Below are 18,352 nucleotides of genomic sequence, written 5' to 3'. Positions count from 1 at the left end.
GTGCTTTCCGGCTACCCTGACTCCGTGTATCACTCAGCTTCCGCCCCCTCGGAGTCTGGGCGCGCCTGGCCCGGCCTGTTCATCTCCTTCGAGGGTGGTGACGGCGTCGGCAAGACCACCCAGATCGAGCTTCTGAGTTCGGTGCTGGAGGCGGCCCGGATCGCCTACCGGCGCACTCGTGAGCCCGGGGGCACCGAGCTCGGTACGCGGATCCGTGAACTGCTGCTGCACGGAGGTCAGGTGAGCCCGCGCGCCGAGGCCTTGCTGTACGCAGCCGACCGTGCCCACCACGTAGCCACCGTAGTGCGGCCCGCACTTGCCAGCGGCCAGGTGGTGCTGACCGACCGCTATTTGGATTCCTCCGTCGCCTACCAGGGTGCCGCCCGCGCCCTGGGGACGCAAGAGGTGCGCGACCTGTCCCTATGGGCCACCGATGGGCTGCTGCCCGACCTGACCATCCTGCTCGATGCCGACCCCGCCGTCGGCGGCCGGCGCACCGGCTCCCGCGGGCACCGCGACCGCCTGGAGCGCGAGCCGGACGTCTTCCACCGCGCACTGCGTGAGCAGTTTCTGGTGCTGGCGCACCAGGAGCACAGGCGCATCAAGGTCGTAGACGCCGACCAGCCGGTGGAGGCGGTGTCAGCACAGGTCAATCGACTCGTCGAGCAGCTCATCGCCGATCATGGAGCAGGTCTGTGTCTGGTACGGGGCAGAGTGGAGAAGGCGGTTGACACCGCGCGCGGGCATGAGCCCGCCTCCCGTATCCCGCTGGAGGCCTTCCGTACGGCCCGCGGCTAAGGGCTTGACCGCGCTGATGCCAACCCCGCGGTGAACTGCACCGGGTTTGCTGGAGGTAGTGAACATGTGGCTGGATCGCTGTTGGGAGTGCCACCCGTGGAAGTTCCCCCGGGAGGGGCTCGGTGAGTGGACTACCTGGATGGGTGTGCAGTGGTCTGCCGGGATCTTGAGACAGCCAAGGAGGGCGAACCTGGAGGATCGGAGAGGAGCTGGGGGTGCCCCGTCCCGGAGGTGCTGCGCGTCTGGGACACAGGGGCAAGCCCCGACCCACCCACACCACGAGACCCACCCGCACTACGAGACCCACCCTCCGGTCGGTTTGAGCCGTGCTCGCCGAGTTCGGTCGTTATTACCATCGAGTTCGGTAGATATGACGATCGAGTTCGGTTGGTGGGGCTGGCGGGGTGGGGGAAGTGTCCAGATTCGGCACGAACGATGTTCCCCCGCCCGACGCCGCTCACCAGATCCGTATGATTACAACGATTCTGAGGGCGCCTGTTGGGAGGAGCGGGGTGTTTGTGCCGATTTTGGACACCTTGGCTCCCAGGCGCCGACCAACCGCCCTGATGCGGTGAGCAGGCCAAGGCCTTCTGTTTGCAGACTGGCCCCTTGTCCGATCGGCTGGGACATCTTTGACGACGAACCGGGCCCACCGCCCAGTCGGGAGCGCAGACCAGCCAGGCCCGGCCCAAGGCCCAGTCCGGCCGATGGCAGGCCGGGCCCGGCTGTCGGCCATGCGGGCGACGTCCGCGGCCTAGGTCTAGGGCATCTTGACCGTTGACCTTGGGTGCGCCGGCGTCCAAGGCAACCCCACCGGCCCGAGTGGTCAGCACCCCCGCACGTGGACCACCTGGTTGCCGTTGGACCGTCTGGCTGCCGTTGGACCACCTGAAACGCACTCTCAGACGGTCCAACCGCAGAAGCCCGGTCCAAGCGCAGTAGCGCGGTCCAAGTACGAGGCCGGCAGCCGGCCGGGCCCACACCCGCACGCTACACACTTAAACCGGAAGAGGGGTTTTGATGACGCCCCATCGTCACCGGCGGGTCGCGCCGCACCCCCCACCAACAAGCCCTGAGCCGACATACAATCAAAACCACCAACCCCAGGCGTTGCACTTCTTCATAGACAACGGGCGGACGCCGAGTTTGTTGAGACTCTGATATGGTTAGGGAGGAGTGAACAGAATATAATGAACACTTTCGAGGATCGCTTTATAATAAGGCCGAGCGCGTCCACCGCCAACATGTGGATAACCTTGAGATGGCCGGGCAAAGATGGAGAGAATCCGAGTGCTCTGCCCGACGGCCGCGATTGGGAAGACGTCCTGTACGGCTACGGCATCGCCGCGCTGCCGGATGATCTTTGGCTCGAACCGTGGAACCACGGTAAACGTGTTGACTGGCTTTGGAGCGGCTCGGGTGAATGTGTTGTTTCGGAGCGGTTCTTGCAGGTTCTTGCCGAGCAGGAGGTTCCGGGCGTCGAGTATCGTCCACTGACCGTGCGGCGCAAGCGAAGTGCTGATATCGAGGGCTACTATCTGCTTCACCTACCTGAGGCAGGCCCGGGAGACGCGGTGCGACGATACCCGTCTAGCGCGCGAACGCCCGACATGCTGGTCGATCGAGCGGTGGCTGAGCGCATACGTGCGGAACGACTCACGGGCATATTGATGACGCCAACGGCGGGGGAACGGGAAGAGTTGGAAAGAAGGCGTCAAGAGGTGGGGCGTCAACTGCGTATCTTTAGACACGCTGAAGGTGCAGCAACAACTGGGGAGCACGTGTCGCAACCCGGACTACGCGCGTCAGTAAGCGGGAGCAAAGGTCTAGCGAGTAGCTGGGATAAGCGGTGCATAATTCATGCTAGTGATCTCGTTGGAGACGTGAATGCAATGACGGTGGAACTCGGCTGGCGGGGCAAGGACCCTATGCGGTCCGATCTTCTATCTGATGGTCAAGACTGTAGTCAGGTCCTTTTTGAGCGGGGAGTCGAGGCCCTACCTGTAGAGCTGTGGCTCGAGGTCATTACGCCCGGTGAGCGTACCGACTGGCTGTGGACGACTGGATGCGGACAGGTGGTCTCGCGAAGGTTCTTGGATCTGCTCCTCGCCGAGGCCGTTCCCGGAATTGAGTATCGGTCGCTTTTGGTCCGGTCGGCATCAGACACCGACGGGAATGCTGAGCGGCCGGATGTTGCGGGGGATTCAATGGGAGAAGAGGCCGATAGCGGCGGCTACTTCCTTCTGCGCGTTTACGGCACTGCGGCTGATGCTCCGCTCCGCCTCTTTCCGCCCGACGATCCGCATGCCCACCGGTTGGATGTGGATGCGGCGCTCGCAGAGAAGATGAGGCATGCCGGACTCTCCGGTGTCATCACCACCTCCGCGTGTGAGGTGTGGGATGAACTAGCTTCCGAGGCTGAGTGGTTGGACCAACTATTAAGGGAGCTTGCGGCAGAGTAGCTTTCGCCTGTAACAATTCGATATGTGGCTTTTCGTGTTTGTGGGTGAGGAGGGGAAATTCATGGGACGTGGGAGGCAGCGAGGCTCTTCCGGTTTGAGGATGTAGTGAGTTTGCGTGGGCCCGGTCGGCTGCTGGCCTCGTATTTGGACCGGGTTCCTGCGGTTGGACCGTCTGAGAGTGCGTTTCAGGTGATCCAATGGCAGGCAGGTGGTCCATCCGCAGCCAGGCAGTCCAGAACACCCCGCCCCTCCCAGCAGATTCCCTCAGACTAGTTGGAATTCTGCGGACCTGGTGGGCGGGGTCGGGCGGCGAAACATAGTTTGTGCCGACTCCGGACACTTTCCCTGGCCCCGCAGGCTCCACCAACCGAACTCGATCGTCATATCGACCGAACTCGATCGTCATATCGACCGAACTCGATGGTTATTTCTACCGAACTCGATGGTTATTTCTACCGAACTCGGCGAGTAGGGTTTGAGCTGGAAGAGCCGGCAATGAGCGGGATCGGTTGCGTAGGCTGGCTACCTTGGCCGTGTGCCGTGTGCCGTGTGCCGTGTGCCGTGTGCCGTGTGCCGCGGGCTTGCGGCGACGTTCCGGTATGCCGAGCCCCTGGCGCAGGCCTGGGTGACGGGCCCGCGCGGGTGGGCAACATCCCTCAACCTTTGACACCGCCTTCCTGAACGCCCTTGAAGAACTGCTTCTGCGCCAGGGCGAACAGCATGATGATCGGAACCAACGCGATGATTGTTCCGGCGGCTACCACGCGTGGGTTGGACCCGAAGTTCGACTGCAGGTACTGCATGCCCACGGTGAGCGTGTACTTCTCGGGATCCGACAGGACCACCAGCGGCCACAGGAAGTCGTCCCAGGCTCCGATGAAGGAGAACAGGGCAACGACGCTGACCATGCCGCGGATGTTCGGCCACACCACATGCCGGATGCGCTGCCAGGTGGACGCGCCGTCAATCTCTGCGGCCTCAAGGATGTCCCTGGGAATCATGGCGCAGGCGGTCGTGATCAGCAGGACGTTGACGGCGCCGATGGCTCCGGGCAGGAAGACGCCCACGAGGGAGTTCGCGAAACCGAGTGACCTGACGGTCAGGTACTGGCTGGTCAGCGTCACCTCGCCCGGCAGTAGCAGGGTTGATAGGAATATCGCCAGGAACAGGTACTTCCCGCGGAACTTCAGGATGCCCATGGCGTAGCCGGCGCAGGTGCAGAAGAAGACCTGGCTGGCCACGGTGGCCACGCCCACTGCCAGTGAGTGCCAGGCGTACTTCAGGATCGGTATGGTACGTGAGACCGTCGCATAGTGCTCTAGCGTCGGATGCTCCGGGAGCAGCTGGGGCGGAAATGCATAGATGTTCTCCGACGCGCCCTTCAGGGAGGTCGACAGCTGCCACAGGAAGGGGAAGACGGCGATGCCCGCCATGGCGATGAGCAGCACATAGCGTACGACGGCGCCGGCCGCGGTGGGTTTCAGGAAGTCGGATTCACCCCTGCGGCGCCAGAAGCGGTCCTTATAGGGTTTGGTCGGGGCGGGGGTGGAGGTTCTCGCGCGCTCGGCGGTCGTGGATGTCATCGTGAGACCTTCTTGCTCGCCCGCACGGCGTTCTCACGCAGGGCAGCCCTATGCGCGCGCCGTTTGCGCAACGCGCTGCGCATGGCGGAGATGTCGGTGCCATTGTTGAGGAAGGCGGTCAACACAAGTGGTCCGATGGTGAGCAGGAAGAGCATCACCGATAGCGCCGAGGCGTAGCCGAGCTGTCCGTCCAGTCCCGCGCCCTTGCGCTGGATGAGCATGACCAGGCTCATCGCCTGCCCACCCGGGCCGCCGGAACCGTTGGTGAGTATGTAGATCTCGGAGAAGATCCTCATGGCCGAGGTGGCGATCAGAGCGGAGACCAGAAGCATGGCGCCGCGCACACCGGGAACCGTGATGGACCAGAAGCGGCGCACCGCGCCAGCACCGTCTAATGCGGCCGCCTCGTGCAGCTCACGACCCACATTTCCCAGGGCCGCCAGGTAGACCACCATGTAATACCCCAGACCCTTCCAGGTGGTCAGTAGGATGGAACACAGGAGAATCCACCAGCGGTCGGTTAGGAAGTCGACACCCGTTCCGCCCAGGAACTCGATCGCCTGATTGACCACCCCGCGCGAGTCGAACATCCACGACCAGATGATGCCCACGACCACGACCGAGGCGATCACGGGGAAGTAGTAGACCGTGCGGAAGAAGGACATCCCGGGCATGTACTTCGATATCAGCAGCGCCAACAGCAGCGGAACGATCGTCAGCAGTGGGACGCATACGAGCACGTAGACCAGGCAAGTGGTGAGGGCGTAACCGACCTGCGGGTCGTCCAGGATGCGCGCAAAGTTGTCCAGGCCGGTGAACCGGGCGGGGCGCAGCGGTCTGGCATCGGTGAAGGCCAGGATCACGGTGTTCGCGAAGGGCCAGAGGGCGAAGACCATTACCCAGATCGTTGCCGGTGCGACCAGGATGTAGGGGGTGAGGCGATGACGCAGATGCATGCGAAAACCGCCTGTCAAACGTTGAGATTCTCGTTGCAGTACGCTACGGCGGCGTCCAGTGCTTCCTTCGGGGAGAGATCCCCCTTCATCGCGAGCGCGATCTGCTGCTGGGTGTAGGTGCTCATGTCGTCGGTGTACTGGACCGGCTTGACCGTCTCGGCGTCGGGCATGGCCGCGGCCGCCAGTTCGATGGCCTTCTTCATCAGCGGATCGGAGACGTCCCCGGTGAAGGACTCCGGATCGTTGTTGCCCGCCAGAGTTCCGGGCATGAACCCCTGGGCGATCTTCACGAAGGCGACCTGGTTTTCATTGTTGGTCACGTACTGGGCGAATGCCAGTGCCAGGGCGGGATTCCCGGAGTTCGCGGCCACGGTGATCCCCTGGATGTACAGCGGCGGCGTGGTGAAGCGCGCCGAGCAGTCCGTCTTGTCCAGGAGGGTTGGCGCGTCGTTCGTCAACTGGGTTACGAATGATCCCGTGGCGGTGGTGTAGCCGACCTTCTCCTGGGTGTACATGGTCGCATTGCCGGCGTAATCGTCGTTGAGGACCTCGGAGGGCATGGCACCGGCCCGGTAGAGCTCGGCGTACTTCCCCACGATCTGAGCGGCCCGGTCGGTGTTGAAGGTGAACTGGGTGCCGTCGAAGATCTCGACGCCGTAGTCCCTGATCTCCATCAGGCCGGGCATGGTGGATGCCAAGTAGACGCCCTTGTCCGCGGCGGTGGTGCACCAGTCGATGTAGGCGTCCAGATCCGCGGGCGCGTCCTCGGGGGACAGGCCCGCCTGCTCCAGCATCTCGGTGTTCCACCAGCACACGTCGGTGCCCAGGTACCACGGATAGCCGTATACACCCTCAATGCCGTCATAGGTGTAGGCGTCCAGGCCGCCTTGTACGTAGGTTCCCAGAATGTCAGCATCCGCCGCCCGCAGGTCGAGGAGCTGGGAGACCTGCGCGAGTTTGTAGGCGAAGCCCTCGGGAAGGTTGATGACGTCCGGCAATTCGCCGGAGTTGGCCTGCTGGAGGATCTTCTCCTCGTAGCCGTCGCCGGGCTGGTCGATCCAGTTGATGGTGGTGCCGGGATTGTCATCCTGGAAGGCCTTGATAAGGGCCTCGAAGTAGGGCGTGAAGCGATCGTCCTTGAGTGACCAGGTCTGGAAGGTGATCTCGCCGGACAGCTCCCCGGACCCGGAGACAGCCCCGGGATTGGAACCGTTGGAGCCACTGGGGCCGTTGGAGCCGGTGCAGGCGGACAGGGCCGCTGCCGATGCGGCGGAAAGGCCCATGAGCAGGCGGCGGCGGGTGAGCTTCATGGTGGAACTCCCTTCGTCATTGAAGCGGTGGCGTCCACGCCACTGAACAGAGACTACACCGGTTTAGTGCTGGTTGAGTAGATCAGGGCAGTCGGAGTTCAGGGGCCGGTCCCTGAGAGGCCATTCGTTGCCACTGGTCGAACAGATCCGAGTTCGGACCGGACTTGGAACGCTGCGCAGGATCGGCCGTCGGCAGCACCAGTTGTGGGAGGCCCTCCGGGGACTCCGGGCGCGCGGTGGCGGACTCGCCGACGGCGTCGACGGCATCACGGAAGGCGCGTCCGGTCGGCTTGATCGCTCCAGTTGAGTCGATCAGACCGAGGGAGTACTCAAGCTCGGGGAAATCGGCCAGGTCGCGGGAGACGTCGTGGGAGCACCACCAGGTGATCGCCTCCAGATTCTTCGCCGCCGGTTTGCCATCCAACCCCGTGAGATGGGCGATTGTGTCGGTGATAAAGGCGGGTGCGTCGGCGTCGGGCACGTGCGTGACGGGCGCGCCGACCTCCTGCAGCCAGACGGGTCGGCGATCCCCTCCCCAGGCCCGGGCCAGCTCGACGAGATAACGCGCGAACAGTGTTAGCGCGGGGTGCCCGCTGCCGTACCGCGGACCAACCTGCATGAAGATCCACGAATGCACCGTGGTGGCGTCTCCCAGGAGCGCATGCGCGGGCGTGAAGGGGTGGGAGTCGTCGAACCACAGGTCGTCGTCGAATGAGTGCGTAAACCTGCCGGCGGGCCACTCCTGCCGCGCCGCCTCCAGCAGGGTGGTCAGCCAGTGCTCGGCCTGGTCGCCTCGCAGCGGTGAGCGCTGGGGATGGCGCCGGGAGGCGAACTGGATGAACTCGTTGCCCAGGCTCAGCCCGTCGGCATGCGGGCGCGAGGAAAGCTCCCGGGCGAGGTTGCGCACCAGCTCGGCCTGGCCCGATACCACGCTCGGATCGGTGAAGAGATTCCCGCTGTGCCAGGTGGTCACCCACGATGGCAGGAAGTCGAAGGAGGACAAATGCCCCTGCAGCGCATCGACCGTCACCGTCAGCCCCGCCTGGCCCGCGATATCAACCACGCGCAGAACATCGTCAACGGCCGCCGGCCGGATCAACGACCGATTGGGCTGCAACAGCGGCCACAGCGGGAAGATCCGCACATGGTCCGCCCCGACGGCCCGGATGGTGGCCATGTCTTCGGCCACGAGCACCGGATCCAGGTCCAGCCAGGAGTGGAACCAGCCCACTCGCGGGGTGTAGTTGACTCCGAACCTCATTGTCAGTGGCCTCCCTTGCGCTTGGACTGCTGACTCATCCGCACGGTGGCGATTCCGAAGGGGTGCAATTCGAAGCTCCAGGCCCCCGCCTGGTCCGGGGTGGGAGCGATAGCGACGCCCAACGCGGAGTCGGGATTTCCGTGCAGGTCTGTCCCCACGGCTCCGGTCAGATCATCGGAACGCAGCGTCACCCGGGTACGCGCGCCCTCCGGCTCGTACAGGCGCACCAGCACATCCCCGGAGTCGTCGTCGGCCGCATGGAGCGATTCGATGACGGCGCCAGAGGCGGTCACCAGCGGGACTACGTCGACGGCGTCGTCGGGGGCGGCCAACTCCCGCACCGGCAGGTCCAGACGGTATGCGGCCTGCCGGGCCTCGCGCGTCCCGGCACAGGGCAGCACCGAGAAGCGGAAGGAGTGCTCACCCCGATCCTGATCCGGATCGGGGAAACGCGCGGACCGCAGCAGCGAAGCCCGCACCAGTGACCAGGTGCCGCCGCCCCGCCGCGGATGTCGGGTTATATCCCAGCCGTAAGTGGCGTCATTGGTGATGCCGACGCCACGGCCGGGCTCACCCAACTGCAGCCATTTGTGGGCGCATACCTCAAAGCGGTAGGCGTCCCAGGAGGTGTTGTCATGGGTGGGGCGGCGCACGTGACCGAACTGCGCCCCGTAGGCCGCGCAGTCGGTGTGCACATCGGTGGGGAAGGCCAGTTTGAGCAGCTTGTCCGTCTCCTGCCAGCAGACGTCTACGCGCAGGTCCATTTCGTCGCCTGTCAGCGTCCATGTCAGGCGGGCGCGTGAATCCCCGAAGGGCGCCTCGACGACGGCGAGCGCCGCCCCGGCCTGCACGCGCGCCTGAAGGAGCCGGCCCGGGACTTCGCGTATGGAGTTGCGGTAGAAGGGGTCCAGGTCCCAGGCGTCCCATTCGTTGGGGAAGTCGTTGGCGATCTGGAGGCAACCGAGTCGCTGTCCCGGCGGGACGATCTCCTGACGATCGCCGTCAACATTGAATGACAGTGACAGGACTGCCCCGGACGCGTCGAACTGCGCCCGTGCGCCGTCGACCGCAAGGATCACCCCGCCGTCCTGCAGGCGCGTGATCGAGGCGTCGGCGCTTCCGGCGTCGATGACGGTCGCCTCGGCGCCGGCCGTACCGGTCGCCACCACCGCGGCTCCCAGGGGCGGAATCTCCACACCATCCACACACTGCGCCGCGGGCGCAGCATTGAATACGAGCCGGCGCGGGGCCTGGGAAGGTGTGGCACCGTGCTGCGGGAAGATCGCAGGCTCTTCACGCACAGCAGCGGGGACGGGGGCGGAAACAAGCTCGGTCGGCGTGCGTTGCGCCAGGGCCTGCCGGGCGCTCGCGGCCAGGGTGCGGGCGGTGGCGATGACCTGTGCCAGCGCTGCCTCGGCGTCCTCATAGACCCAGGCGATCGACGAACCCGGCAGGATGTCGTGGAATTGGCACAGCAGGGTGGTGCGCCACAGGCGATGAAGAAGGGCGGCCGGGTAGGCGTCGTCGGCGAGCAGGCCGCGCACCCAGGCGGTTGTGCACCAGGTCTCGGCCTCGCGCAGTGCCGCCTCGGCCTCGCGATTGCCGCGCTTAATCGCCGCCTGACTGGTGAGTGTGCCCCGGTGCTTCTCCAGGTACAGCTCGCCGACCCAGACGGGAGCGTTGGGATACTCCGCGCGGGCGCGTCCAAAGAATTCCGCGGAGGTCATATGCTCCATCCGGGGCGAGCCGGCCAGATCCTTTCTGCGCTCTATGCGGTCGAGCATCTCGCGGACCGGCCCGCCTCCGCCGTCGCCGTAGCCGTAGAGGAAGAGCTCGGTGGAGGCGCGCCCCTTGTCCTTGAAATTGCGTTGAGCGTGCTGCACCTGTTCTGCGCTTACCTCGGCGCCGTAGGTGTCCGCCGGGGGGAAGTGGGTGAAAATCCGGGTGCCGTCGATCCCCTCCCACCACAGGGTGTGGTGGGGGAAGGCGTCAACCTGGTTCCAGGAGATCTTCTGGGTGAGGAAGTTGTCATAGCCGGCCAGGTGGGCGATCTGCGGCAGCGCCCCGGTGTAACCGAAGGAGTCCGGCAGCCAGATCTCATGGCACACCGCCCCGAGCTCATCGCGGAAGAAGGCCGTGCCCTCGGTCAGTTGGCGCACCAGGGACTCGCCCGAGGGCAGCACCGCGTCGGGTTCAACCCAGGAACCGCCGACCGGAACAATGCGCCCGGCGGCGACCTGGGCCTTGAGCTGTTCGAACAGTGCCGGGTCCTCCTCCTTGACCCAGGCTGCGTGCTGGGCCGCGGGGAGGGCGAAGATCATCGGTGACCCGTCCTGAAGCAGGCGTATCACATTGGCCAGGGTGCGCACCGCCTTGCGCCGCGACTCGCGGACGGGCCACAGCCAGGCGGAGTCGATATGTGCGTGTCCGATGGTTCCCAGCGTCACCGCGTCATGAGCTGCGGGTGTGGCCAAAAGCGGGTTCAGCAGTTCTCGCACTGCGGCTGCCGTGGAGCGGATGTCTGCCGGATCGAGCCGGTCAATCGCTTCGGCGGTGCCGATCAGCACTTTCCACATGCGCAGGGAGTCCTCCGGCAGCGTCCGCGCCAGTCCCAGCAGGGTGTCGACATCCGCAGCCAGGGCGCGCACCTGATCGTGGACCCGGACGAGCCGAGCGGTGCGGAAGGTGTACAGCGGCGCGTGGGACTGGGTGATCCGGGAGCCGTCCGCCGTGGGTTGGAACGGTGGGACATCCAGGAGCAGCGGGTTGGAGGCGGCTTCGAGGTACAGGGTGAGGCGGCCGGTGTCGTCCAGCAGCGCCGGTGAGACGGGAACCCATTGATTCCGGGGATTGATTGCCTTCACGGCGCTTCCGTCGGGGGCGCGTACCAGTCCCTCGGCCTGAAACCCGGGGGAGTGGGGCTCCCAGCCGAGGTCAATGTCCAACTCGAGGTGTTCGGTGCGAATCTCAGCGGGGATTTGAACACTCATCCGGAACCAGGTGGTGCCCCACGCCGGTCCCCAGACCCCGGGTATCTCGAAGGCGCGGTAGGGGTATGGGCGGCCAGGGCGACCGAGAAGGGGACTGGGGCACCCGCGCCGGGGACGCCGGCTGCGGGCCCGGCGTCATCGGTGACCTCCCAGGCCTCAACATGCAGGGGGGCGATGGTCTCAAGGACGGCCGGGCGGATCCTCTCGTTGAGAATGCGGTCAACGTGTTTGAGGAGCAGCGGGCGGTTGTCGTGCACGGCGGCCTCCATTGGCGCGGGCGGTTGACTAGGCGAATGTCCGTAGGCGGCGGACCGCCTGATGAAAGCCAGGCTAAACCGTGTTATGTAAGCGGTCAAGCGGTTCTGGTGGAAGTCGATGAGCGGATCAGTCGTGGCATACTGCCGTCATGGAACGTCCCACCATCCGCGACATTGCGGAGGTAGCCGGCGTGTCGCCGTCGGCGGTGTCCTTCGCCCTGAACGGTCGTCCGGGCGTCTCCGACAGCACCCGCAGCAGGGTTGTTGCCGTCGCGAATCAGATGGGGTGGACGCCCAATGCTGCGGCGCGAGCCCTGTCCGCCTCCCGCGCCGGGGCCGTGGGCCTGGTCATCGCCAGGCCGAGCCATGCCGTGGCGGCCGAACGCTTCTTCTTCGAATTCATTGTCGGCATGCAGGGTGAGCTGGCGGTTGACGGGCTCGCCCTGGTGCTGCAGATCGTTGAGACGACGGCGGAGGAGATCGCCACTTACCGCTCGTGGTGGGCGCAGCGGCGGGTCGACGGCGCCGTGGTGGTCGACCCGCGCAGTGAGGATCCGCGCTTGGCGGTGCTTGGCGAGCTCGGCCTGCCGTATGTGCTGGTAGGTGAGCCTGACGCCGCCGGCATGCCCGCCGTCGTCGGCGACGACGAGGGCATGATGGACATAGTTCTGGCCCACCTGATTGAGCAGAGGCGCGCTCGCATCGCCTATGTCAGCGGCGCCGCCGGCGTTATGCACAATGCGCGGCGCACCAACGCTTTATCTGCCTCCGGTAGGCGTGAGGGGGTTGAGATAATGGTCGTGCAGGCTCCCGACTACTCCGAGCGCTCCGGCGCTCAGGCCACCGCCGAACTCATCGGGAGCAGGCGGGTGCCCGACGCGATCATCTACGACAACGAAGTACTCGCGGTCGGTGGCCTGTCGGTGCTGAAACAGGCGCACAAGGACATCGCCTCCGGCATGGCCGTCATCTCCCTGGAGGACTCGGCCGTCCTTCGCGTGCTGAGTCCCGATGTGACGGCCATCCATCGGGAGCCGGGCGAGATGGGCCAGACCGCCGCCGGGCTCCTGCGGGCGTATCTCAGTGACGGGATCTCGCGGACCGTTCGTCTGGCGACCCCCGCCCTCGTGGTGCGTGCCTCCTCAACGTCCGCGGGCCGGACGTCAGACGTCCTCGCGACGTCGTAGGAGCCGGCGTGCTAGCACAACGGCCACTACGAGCGCGATGACAAGGTAGAGCACGCTGCCCGGGTCGAAACTCCGATCCCCGGTCCACAGCGGTAAGAGCGCCTCCATGAGGCGGTAGCCGGGCAGCCACACGGCGACTGCTTGCAGCGCGTCGGGGAAGGCGCTGATCGGAAAGATCGCGCCGGACAGGAAGAGCAGCGGGAAGAAGACCATGGAGCAGACCCCCTGCGTGCTGCGCGGCGTCCCGGCCACGGCGGCGACGCATATTCCCAGCACCAGGAACACGACAATGCCGAGGGTCGCCACGCCCAGAACCGCCAAAGGGAGAGCCGGCGGCGTCGCGCGCCATCCCAACCACAGGACCAGATAGGAGAAGGCCCATCCCAGCAGCACCAGGACGAGCAGAACCAAGGCATACGCCGACATGACGAGCCCCGGCCCGCCCGGGCGCAGACTGGACCCGGCCAGAACGCGGGACTCGATCAGCGAGGCCAGGCCGATCCCGGCTCCGCCTCCTCCAAAGCGCGGACGTCACGACGCAGGGACTCGGCGCTGGTGTATCCCACCAGGGTGGCTGCGCCGTCTGCGCTGAGGACGTGACGGGTCCGGGCCGTGCCCGCCGGAAGGGAGTCGAGAATTGCTGTCGGCACGGGCACCACGCCCACCAGCCCGGAGGCGCGGACCAGGTCGCTCACCGTGCCGGAGGCCACGATGGAGCCGTCGCGCATAATGATCACGGTGTCCGCGTAGTCCTCGGCCTCGGTCAGGTCATGGGTCGTGACCAGGAGCGTAGCGGGCCTGCCCGCCATGACCCGGGACAGGTAGTCCCACAGGGAGAGCCTGCTCTCCAGGTCGACGCCGCTGGTCGGTTCGTCCAGGATGATGAGTTCCGCCTCGCCGAAGAAGCAGCCCGCCACCATGACACGCCTCTGCTGGCCCCCGCTGAGGCGACCGAACCGTCGGTCCAACAGGTCCCTGATGCCGAAATCCGCGGCGGTGTCCTCCACCGCTCCGGCCGGCCGACCATAGAGTGCCGCGAGAAACTCGAAGTGCTCCCGGACGGTCACCTGGGCGTGCAGCGATCCGCCTTGCAAGCACACTCGGATGCGTGGCCGTAGGGAGGGATCGCCCGGGTGCGTTCCAAGCAGCGTGATCGTGCCGCTCGTCGGGGCACGCAGTCCCACGAGCGTCTCAATGGTGGTCGTCTTCCCGCACCCGTTTGGTCCCACCAGGAAGTAGGTGGACCCTGTGTCCAGGGAGAGGTTGATGCCATGGAGCACCTCTCGCCCCTGGTAGGTCTTCGTGACGCCCGACAGCTCGGCCACCGCAGTCATGGTCCCTCCTTTTCCTCTCAGAGATCTTAGGGGCACGGCAAGAAGACGGCGACGCTACTTCAACTCGGGGCAGCCATGTCGATGGTCGGGCGCAGGCAATGCGTCGGCGGTTGCCGCTAGCCTGGTGACGTGAATCAGTCCATTCCGCTGCCGGCCGTGGTCGGGGCACCGGCGGCCTTCGCGGGGGAGTGCGCATGAGCGTGTGGGACGACGTCGTCGGCCAGGCGAAGGTGGTCGCCTCCTTCCAGGCCGCCGCCCGGGCCGCCCGTCTAAGCGCTGCCGCCCACGCCTCAGGCGCGCCCGCCGTAGACGCCTCCGCCATGACCCACGCCTGGCTGGTGACCGGCCCGCCCGGCTCCGGCCGGAGCGTCGCCGCACGCGCCTTCGCCGCCGCCCTGCAGTGCACCGGCGAGATACCCGGCTGCGGGGTGTGCAAGGCCTGCCGTGACGTAATGAGCGGCAGTCATCCCGACGTGGTGCGACTGGCCACCGAAAAGCTCCTGATCACCATGGACGAGGTCAAGGCCCTGATCGGGGAGGCGCAGCGTCGCCCCTGGACCGGCCGTTGGCGGGTGATCCTGGTGGAGGACGCCGACCGCATGGCCGAGCGCACCACGAACGTGCTGCTGAAGTCCATTGAGGAACCACCGCCGCAGACCGTGTGGATCCTGTGCACGCCCAGCGCCGACGACGTCCTGCCCACCATCCGCTCCCGCTGCCGGCTGGTGACGCTGCGCATCCCGCCCGCCGACGCCGTGGCCGAGCTGCTGGTGCGCCGCGACGGCGCCGACCCGGAGCTGGCGGCCCGTGCCGCCCGCGCCAGCCAGTCCCACATCGGACTCGCCCGGCACCTCGCCGTCGACTCCGGCGCCTGGGAGCGACGCCGTCGTCTGTTGCTCGCACCCATCTCCCTGCGCAGCGTCGGAGACGCGGTCCTGGCCGCCGCAGACCTGGTCGAGGCCGCCGAGGCGGAGGCCACCCAGTCCACCGCCGAGCGTGACGCCGCCGAGAAGGCCGCCCTGCTGCGCGCTCTCGGCGTGGAGGATGGCACCCGCGTGCCGCCGTCGTTGCGCGCCCAGGTGCGGCAACTGGAGGAGGACCAGAAGCGGCGCGCCCGGCGTGCCCGCACGGATGTCCTCGATCGGGCCATGATCGACCTGCTGTCCTTCTACCGCGACGTACTGGCGGTACAGCTCGGCAGCGACGTGGAGCAGGTGAACATCGACCTGTCCGAAGCGGTGGAGCAGGTGGCCGCCTCCACCGGCCCGCGGCAGTCGCTGGCACGTATCGGCGCCATAGAGGAGTGCCGCAACCGGCTGCGCTCCAACGCCGCGCCGCTGCTGGCGGTGGAGTCCCTCATGGTGCAACTGCGCCCTCAGGCGTGAACGTCGTCGTCGCCAGCGCAGAGAGGCTCTAGCACTGGGCCGGTTGGGCGGCGTCGTCCGTCTGTGCCAGCTCGGTGGCCGCCCAGGAGGACAATAGCCGCAGTGCCTCCTGGCTCGCGGAGTCGGGCTCCACTCCGTATAGGAGCATCGTCAGTCCGGGTGTGGTGGCCATGGCGGCCGACTCATAAAACAGGTGCATCTCGCCGACGACCGGGTGGTTCACCACCTTCTTGTCACGGCACACATAGCCGACGTCGTGACGCGCCCACAGATCGGCGAAGTCCCGGCTGCGCGTGGACAACTCACCGATCAGTGCCTGTAACTGCGGATCGGTGGGATTGGCGCCGGCGTCCAGCCGCAACATGGCCACCAGATCCTCCGCGCCGTCCTGCCACCTGACGAAGAATTCCCGCGAACGCGGATCCAGGAAGACATAGCGCGCCATATTCGGATGTTCTGCGGCCACGTCGGGGATGGGATCTACGAACATGTGGGAGTACAGGGCCCGTGCCATCGCATTGGCCGCAAGGTAGTTGCCGGAGGCGTCGCGCACGGCCGCGGGCATAGCCATGGCGTCAAGGATCCACTGGGTGTCCGAGCGCACCCTGCCGACCCCACTGGAACGACGCCGCCTGGTCCGTCCGGTGGGGGTGACCGCCCGCGCCAGGTCGACTAGGTGCTGCCGTTCGGCATCATCCAGGCGGAGAGCGGAGGCGAGTGCCTCAAGGACCTCGTCGGAGGCGCCGGCCGCATGGCCGCGTTCCAGACGCGTGTAGTAATCCACACTCACTCCGGCGAGCATGGCTACCTCCTCGCGTCGCAGCCCCGGCACGCGCCGGTGCCCTGCGACCACCGGCAGGCCCACCATCTGCGGGGTGACCTTGGCGCGGCGCGTGGTGAGGAAGTCCTTGATCTCGGCGCGGGCGTCGGCGGAGGCGGGAGGAGGCGGCTGGCTCATGGACTCAAGGCTAGGCGCCGCGACGGAATCGTGGGAGGGTCGACCGGTCCCCGTCTGCGTCCGGGGTCACGCCGGGCCTGTGTAGCCGCCCGGCCGCCGGCAGGAGGATGCCCCAACTGCGTCCCGGGCCATGCCGGGCCTGAGTAAGCCTGAGTGAGGATGTCGGCGGTGCTTACGGCTGTGTCGCAATGGGGAGGACTCCACTCGGCGGTGCTTCGTCCCGGCCGTGGCCGCCTCGTAGGCTGAACGGATGAACGCACTTCGCGGACGTCCGCACCGACTACTTGTGGCACTTGTCGCAGTTTTTGCAGCCTTCGGCCTGGTGGCCTGCAACGGTCTGTTTCCCTCCGCAGGTGTCAGTCCCTCGGCTGCGGCCAGACCGACGGCCGCGGCCAGCGCCGTCGTCCCTGCTGGCCTGGAGAACTATTACTCCCAGGACGTCGCCTGGTACCCGTGCGACAAGGGCATGACCGAGGTTGACGGCGATGCCGACTTCAGCTGTGCTTATGTCACGGTCCCCCTGGACTACGAGAACCCGGACGGAAGCACTATTGATATCGCCATGAAGCGGCGCCCGGCGGACAAAGAGGCGATCGGCACCCTGTTCATCAACCCGGGTGGTCCGGGCGGCACGGGCGTCATCATGACGGAGTCGAGCGAGAAAACTTTCTCCGCGGATCTGCTCGCCGCATACGACGTGGTGGGTTTTGATCCGCGGGGCGTCGGGCGCTCCACAGCTATCGATTGCATGACTGATGCCGAACTCGATGAGTTCCGCGCCGGCTCTGAAGACGATATGGCCGTCGACGATGACGCGGTGGCCATACAGCAGGCTGTTGTGGACAGCACCTTGGAGCTGGAGGAGCTGTGTAATGCGAACACCCCACCTGGGCTGCTCGACCATGTGGACACCATCTCCGCAGCCCGTGATCTGGATATTCTGCGTGCCGCCGTCGGTGAGGACGTGCTGGCCTACCTCGGCTACTCCTACGGCACCTACCTGGGGGCGACTTATGCCGAGTTGTTCCCCGCCAATGTGGGCAGACTGGTCCTGGACGCCGCCGTCGACCCGACGCTGAGCCTCGGCGAGATCACCCTCGGGCAGGCCGCAGGCTTCGAGAATTCGCTGCGCGCCTACGTGGAGGACTGTCAGAGCGGAGGCGACTGCCCGTTGCACGGCGACGTCGATGCCGGAGTCTCGCAGATCCAGGACCTCCTCGCAGTCACGCGGGACTCACCGATTCCCACTTCCGATCCCGATCGGCCGCTAACCTACTCATTGGCCGTGTACGGGATCATCGGGATCATGTACGTGTCCGAGTCTTGGTCCACCTTGACCGAGGGACTGAGTCAGGCCATGAACCAGAATGACGGCTCAGTACTACTCAACACCGCGGACCTGTTCGCCGGGCGTCGGGATGACGGCAGCTATACGAGTAACGGCGTCGAGGCCCTCAATGCCATTATGTGCCTGGATCATCCCGTGGTCGGCGACTTTGACAGCTGGGAGGCAGAGCGGGAGGCGCTTGAGCAGGCCTCCCCGACCTTTGGTGAGGTCCTGGGTTACTCCGACCTGTTCTGCCAGAACTGGGGGCATGAGTCCAAGCGCGAGTTGACGGAGCTTCACGCATCCGGGGCGGCCCCCATCCTGGTGGTTGGCACCACCGGCGATCCGGCCACCCCGTACGCCTGGTCCCAGGCGCTGACGGAGCAGCTCGACGACGCCCGCTTGGTCACCTGGAAGGGCAACGGCCACACCGCCTACGGGCGTTCCGATGACTGCGTCATCAAGGCCGTGGACGACTACCTGCTGGCTGGCGTCCTGCCTGAGGAAGATCTCACCTGCGGCTGACTGTCTGTCCGGCTGGCTG

General features: G+C 66.1%; 14 protein-coding genes. 5 read left to right on the top strand and 9 right to left on the bottom strand.

All coding sequences use genetic code 11. From position 1 onward, the window contains the following. Positions 1 to 24: 24 nt before the first annotated feature. Positions 25 to 798, top strand: a complete 774-nt coding sequence (gene tmk, locus CWT10_RS14265) for a dTMP kinase (RefSeq protein WP_233188007.1) — start codon at positions 25 to 27, stop codon at positions 796 to 798. A 1,190-nt stretch (positions 799 to 1,988) separates the two neighbouring features. Beyond that, the gene (locus CWT10_RS14260; protein ID WP_128683536.1) at positions 1,989 to 3,260 is read left to right on the top strand and encodes a hypothetical protein; all 1,272 of its coding nucleotides are present in this window, start codon (positions 1,989 to 1,991) and stop codon (positions 3,258 to 3,260) included. A 656-nt stretch (positions 3,261 to 3,916) separates the two neighbouring features. On the opposite strand, the gene CWT10_RS14255 is transcribed toward CWT10_RS14260, so the two are convergent. The 6 genes from CWT10_RS14255 to CWT10_RS14230 all read right to left on the bottom strand — a co-directional run bounded on the left by CWT10_RS14255 (position 3,917) and on the right by CWT10_RS14230 (position 11,617). After that, positions 3,917 to 4,843, bottom strand: a complete 927-nt coding sequence (locus CWT10_RS14255) for a carbohydrate ABC transporter permease (protein WP_103061987.1) — start codon at positions 4,841 to 4,843, stop codon at positions 3,917 to 3,919. Further along, positions 4,840 to 5,799, bottom strand: coding sequence for a carbohydrate ABC transporter permease (locus tag CWT10_RS14250; RefSeq protein WP_103061986.1), 960 nt, complete (start codon positions 5,797 to 5,799; stop codon positions 4,840 to 4,842). Before CWT10_RS14250 ends, CWT10_RS14255 begins: the two co-directional genes overlap by 4 nt. A gap of 14 nt (positions 5,800 to 5,813) precedes the next feature. Then, complete coding sequence (locus CWT10_RS14245) at positions 5,814 to 7,109, bottom strand: extracellular solute-binding protein (RefSeq protein ID WP_103061985.1); 1,296 nt, start codon at positions 7,107 to 7,109, stop codon at positions 5,814 to 5,816. Between the two features lie 82 nt (positions 7,110 to 7,191). Beyond that, positions 7,192 to 8,370 (bottom strand): glycoside hydrolase 5 family protein, encoded by a 1,179-nt coding sequence (locus CWT10_RS14240; RefSeq protein WP_103061984.1) that lies wholly within the window; start codon positions 8,368 to 8,370, stop codon positions 7,192 to 7,194. A gap of 2 nt (positions 8,371 to 8,372) precedes the next feature. Continuing rightward, a complete protein-coding gene (locus tag CWT10_RS14235; protein WP_128683534.1) occupies positions 8,373 to 11,360 on the bottom strand; it encodes an alpha-mannosidase in 2,988 nt (995 codons plus the stop codon). Further along, the gene (locus CWT10_RS14230; protein ID WP_128683532.1) at positions 11,357 to 11,617 is read right to left on the bottom strand and encodes a hypothetical protein; all 261 of its coding nucleotides are present in this window, start codon (positions 11,615 to 11,617) and stop codon (positions 11,357 to 11,359) included. Before CWT10_RS14230 ends, CWT10_RS14235 begins: the two co-directional genes overlap by 4 nt. A 149-nt stretch (positions 11,618 to 11,766) precedes the next feature. Here CWT10_RS14230 and CWT10_RS14225 point away from each other — a divergent pair, with 149 nt between their 5' ends. Continuing rightward, a complete protein-coding gene (locus CWT10_RS14225) occupies positions 11,767 to 12,804 on the top strand; it encodes a LacI family DNA-binding transcriptional regulator (protein WP_103061982.1) in 1,038 nt (345 codons plus the stop codon). Here the strand turns inward: CWT10_RS14225 and CWT10_RS14220 are convergent. Then, positions 12,781 to 13,230: an ABC transporter permease gene (locus CWT10_RS14220; RefSeq protein ID WP_103061981.1), complete on the bottom strand. Its 450-nt coding sequence runs from the start codon at positions 13,228 to 13,230 to the stop codon at positions 12,781 to 12,783. The two genes, CWT10_RS14225 and CWT10_RS14220, sit on opposite strands and share 24 nt — an antisense overlap. 56 nt (positions 13,231 to 13,286) lie before the next feature. Next, entirely contained in the window at positions 13,287 to 14,138 is an 852-nt protein-coding gene (locus CWT10_RS14215) for an ABC transporter ATP-binding protein (protein WP_103061980.1), read from the bottom strand. Positions 14,139 to 14,332: 194 nt separating this feature from the next. Here CWT10_RS14215 and CWT10_RS14210 point away from each other — a divergent pair, with 194 nt between their 5' ends. After that, positions 14,333 to 15,523: a DNA polymerase III subunit delta' gene (locus CWT10_RS14210; RefSeq protein ID WP_103061979.1), complete on the top strand. Its 1,191-nt coding sequence runs from the start codon at positions 14,333 to 14,335 to the stop codon at positions 15,521 to 15,523. A 28-nt stretch (positions 15,524 to 15,551) separates the two neighbouring features. On the opposite strand, the gene CWT10_RS14205 is transcribed toward CWT10_RS14210, so the two are convergent. After that, a complete protein-coding gene (locus CWT10_RS14205; RefSeq protein ID WP_103061978.1) occupies positions 15,552 to 16,481 on the bottom strand; it encodes a helix-turn-helix transcriptional regulator in 930 nt (309 codons plus the stop codon). Positions 16,482 to 16,731: 250 nt separating this feature from the next. Here CWT10_RS14205 and CWT10_RS14200 point away from each other — a divergent pair, with 250 nt between their 5' ends. Then, positions 16,732 to 18,333: an alpha/beta hydrolase gene (locus CWT10_RS14200; RefSeq protein WP_103061977.1), complete on the top strand. Its 1,602-nt coding sequence runs from the start codon at positions 16,732 to 16,734 to the stop codon at positions 18,331 to 18,333. Positions 18,334 to 18,352: the final 19 nt, after the last annotated feature.

It is taken from the genome of Actinomyces qiguomingii, assembly GCF_004102025.1.
GTDB lineage: Bacteria > Actinomycetota > Actinomycetes > Actinomycetales > Actinomycetaceae > Actinomyces > Actinomyces qiguomingii.
This window is presented reverse-complemented; position numbering and strand designations above follow the sequence as displayed.

Excerpts from the sequence above, each read along its gene's own strand:
- CWT10_RS14260 (WP_128683536.1), top strand. The coding sequence starts at position 1,989 with ATGAACACTTTCGAGGATCGCTTTATAATAAGGCCGAGCGCGTCCACC.
- CWT10_RS14255 (WP_103061987.1), bottom strand. The coding sequence starts at position 4,843 with ATGACATCCACGACCGCCGAGCGCGCGAGAACCTCCACCCCCGCCCCG.
- CWT10_RS14250 (WP_103061986.1), bottom strand. The coding sequence starts at position 5,799 with ATGCATCTGCGTCATCGCCTCACCCCCTACATCCTGGTCGCACCGGCA.
- CWT10_RS14245 (WP_103061985.1), bottom strand. The coding sequence starts at position 7,109 with ATGAAGCTCACCCGCCGCCGCCTGCTCATGGGCCTTTCCGCCGCATCG.
- CWT10_RS14240 (WP_103061984.1), bottom strand. The coding sequence starts at position 8,370 with ATGAGGTTCGGAGTCAACTACACCCCGCGAGTGGGCTGGTTCCACTCC.
- CWT10_RS14235 (WP_128683534.1), bottom strand. The coding sequence starts at position 11,360 with ATGAGTGTTCAAATCCCCGCTGAGATTCGCACCGAACACCTCGAGTTG.
- CWT10_RS14225 (WP_103061982.1), top strand. The coding sequence starts at position 11,767 with ATGGAACGTCCCACCATCCGCGACATTGCGGAGGTAGCCGGCGTGTCG.
- CWT10_RS14220 (WP_103061981.1), bottom strand. The coding sequence starts at position 13,230 with ATGTCGGCGTATGCCTTGGTTCTGCTCGTCCTGGTGCTGCTGGGATGG.
- CWT10_RS14215 (WP_103061980.1), bottom strand. The coding sequence starts at position 14,138 with ATGACTGCGGTGGCCGAGCTGTCGGGCGTCACGAAGACCTACCAGGGG.
- CWT10_RS14210 (WP_103061979.1), top strand. The coding sequence starts at position 14,333 with ATGAGCGTGTGGGACGACGTCGTCGGCCAGGCGAAGGTGGTCGCCTCC.
- CWT10_RS14205 (WP_103061978.1), bottom strand. The coding sequence starts at position 16,481 with ATGAGCCAGCCGCCTCCTCCCGCCTCCGCCGACGCCCGCGCCGAGATC.
- CWT10_RS14200 (WP_103061977.1), top strand. The coding sequence starts at position 16,732 with ATGAACGCACTTCGCGGACGTCCGCACCGACTACTTGTGGCACTTGTC.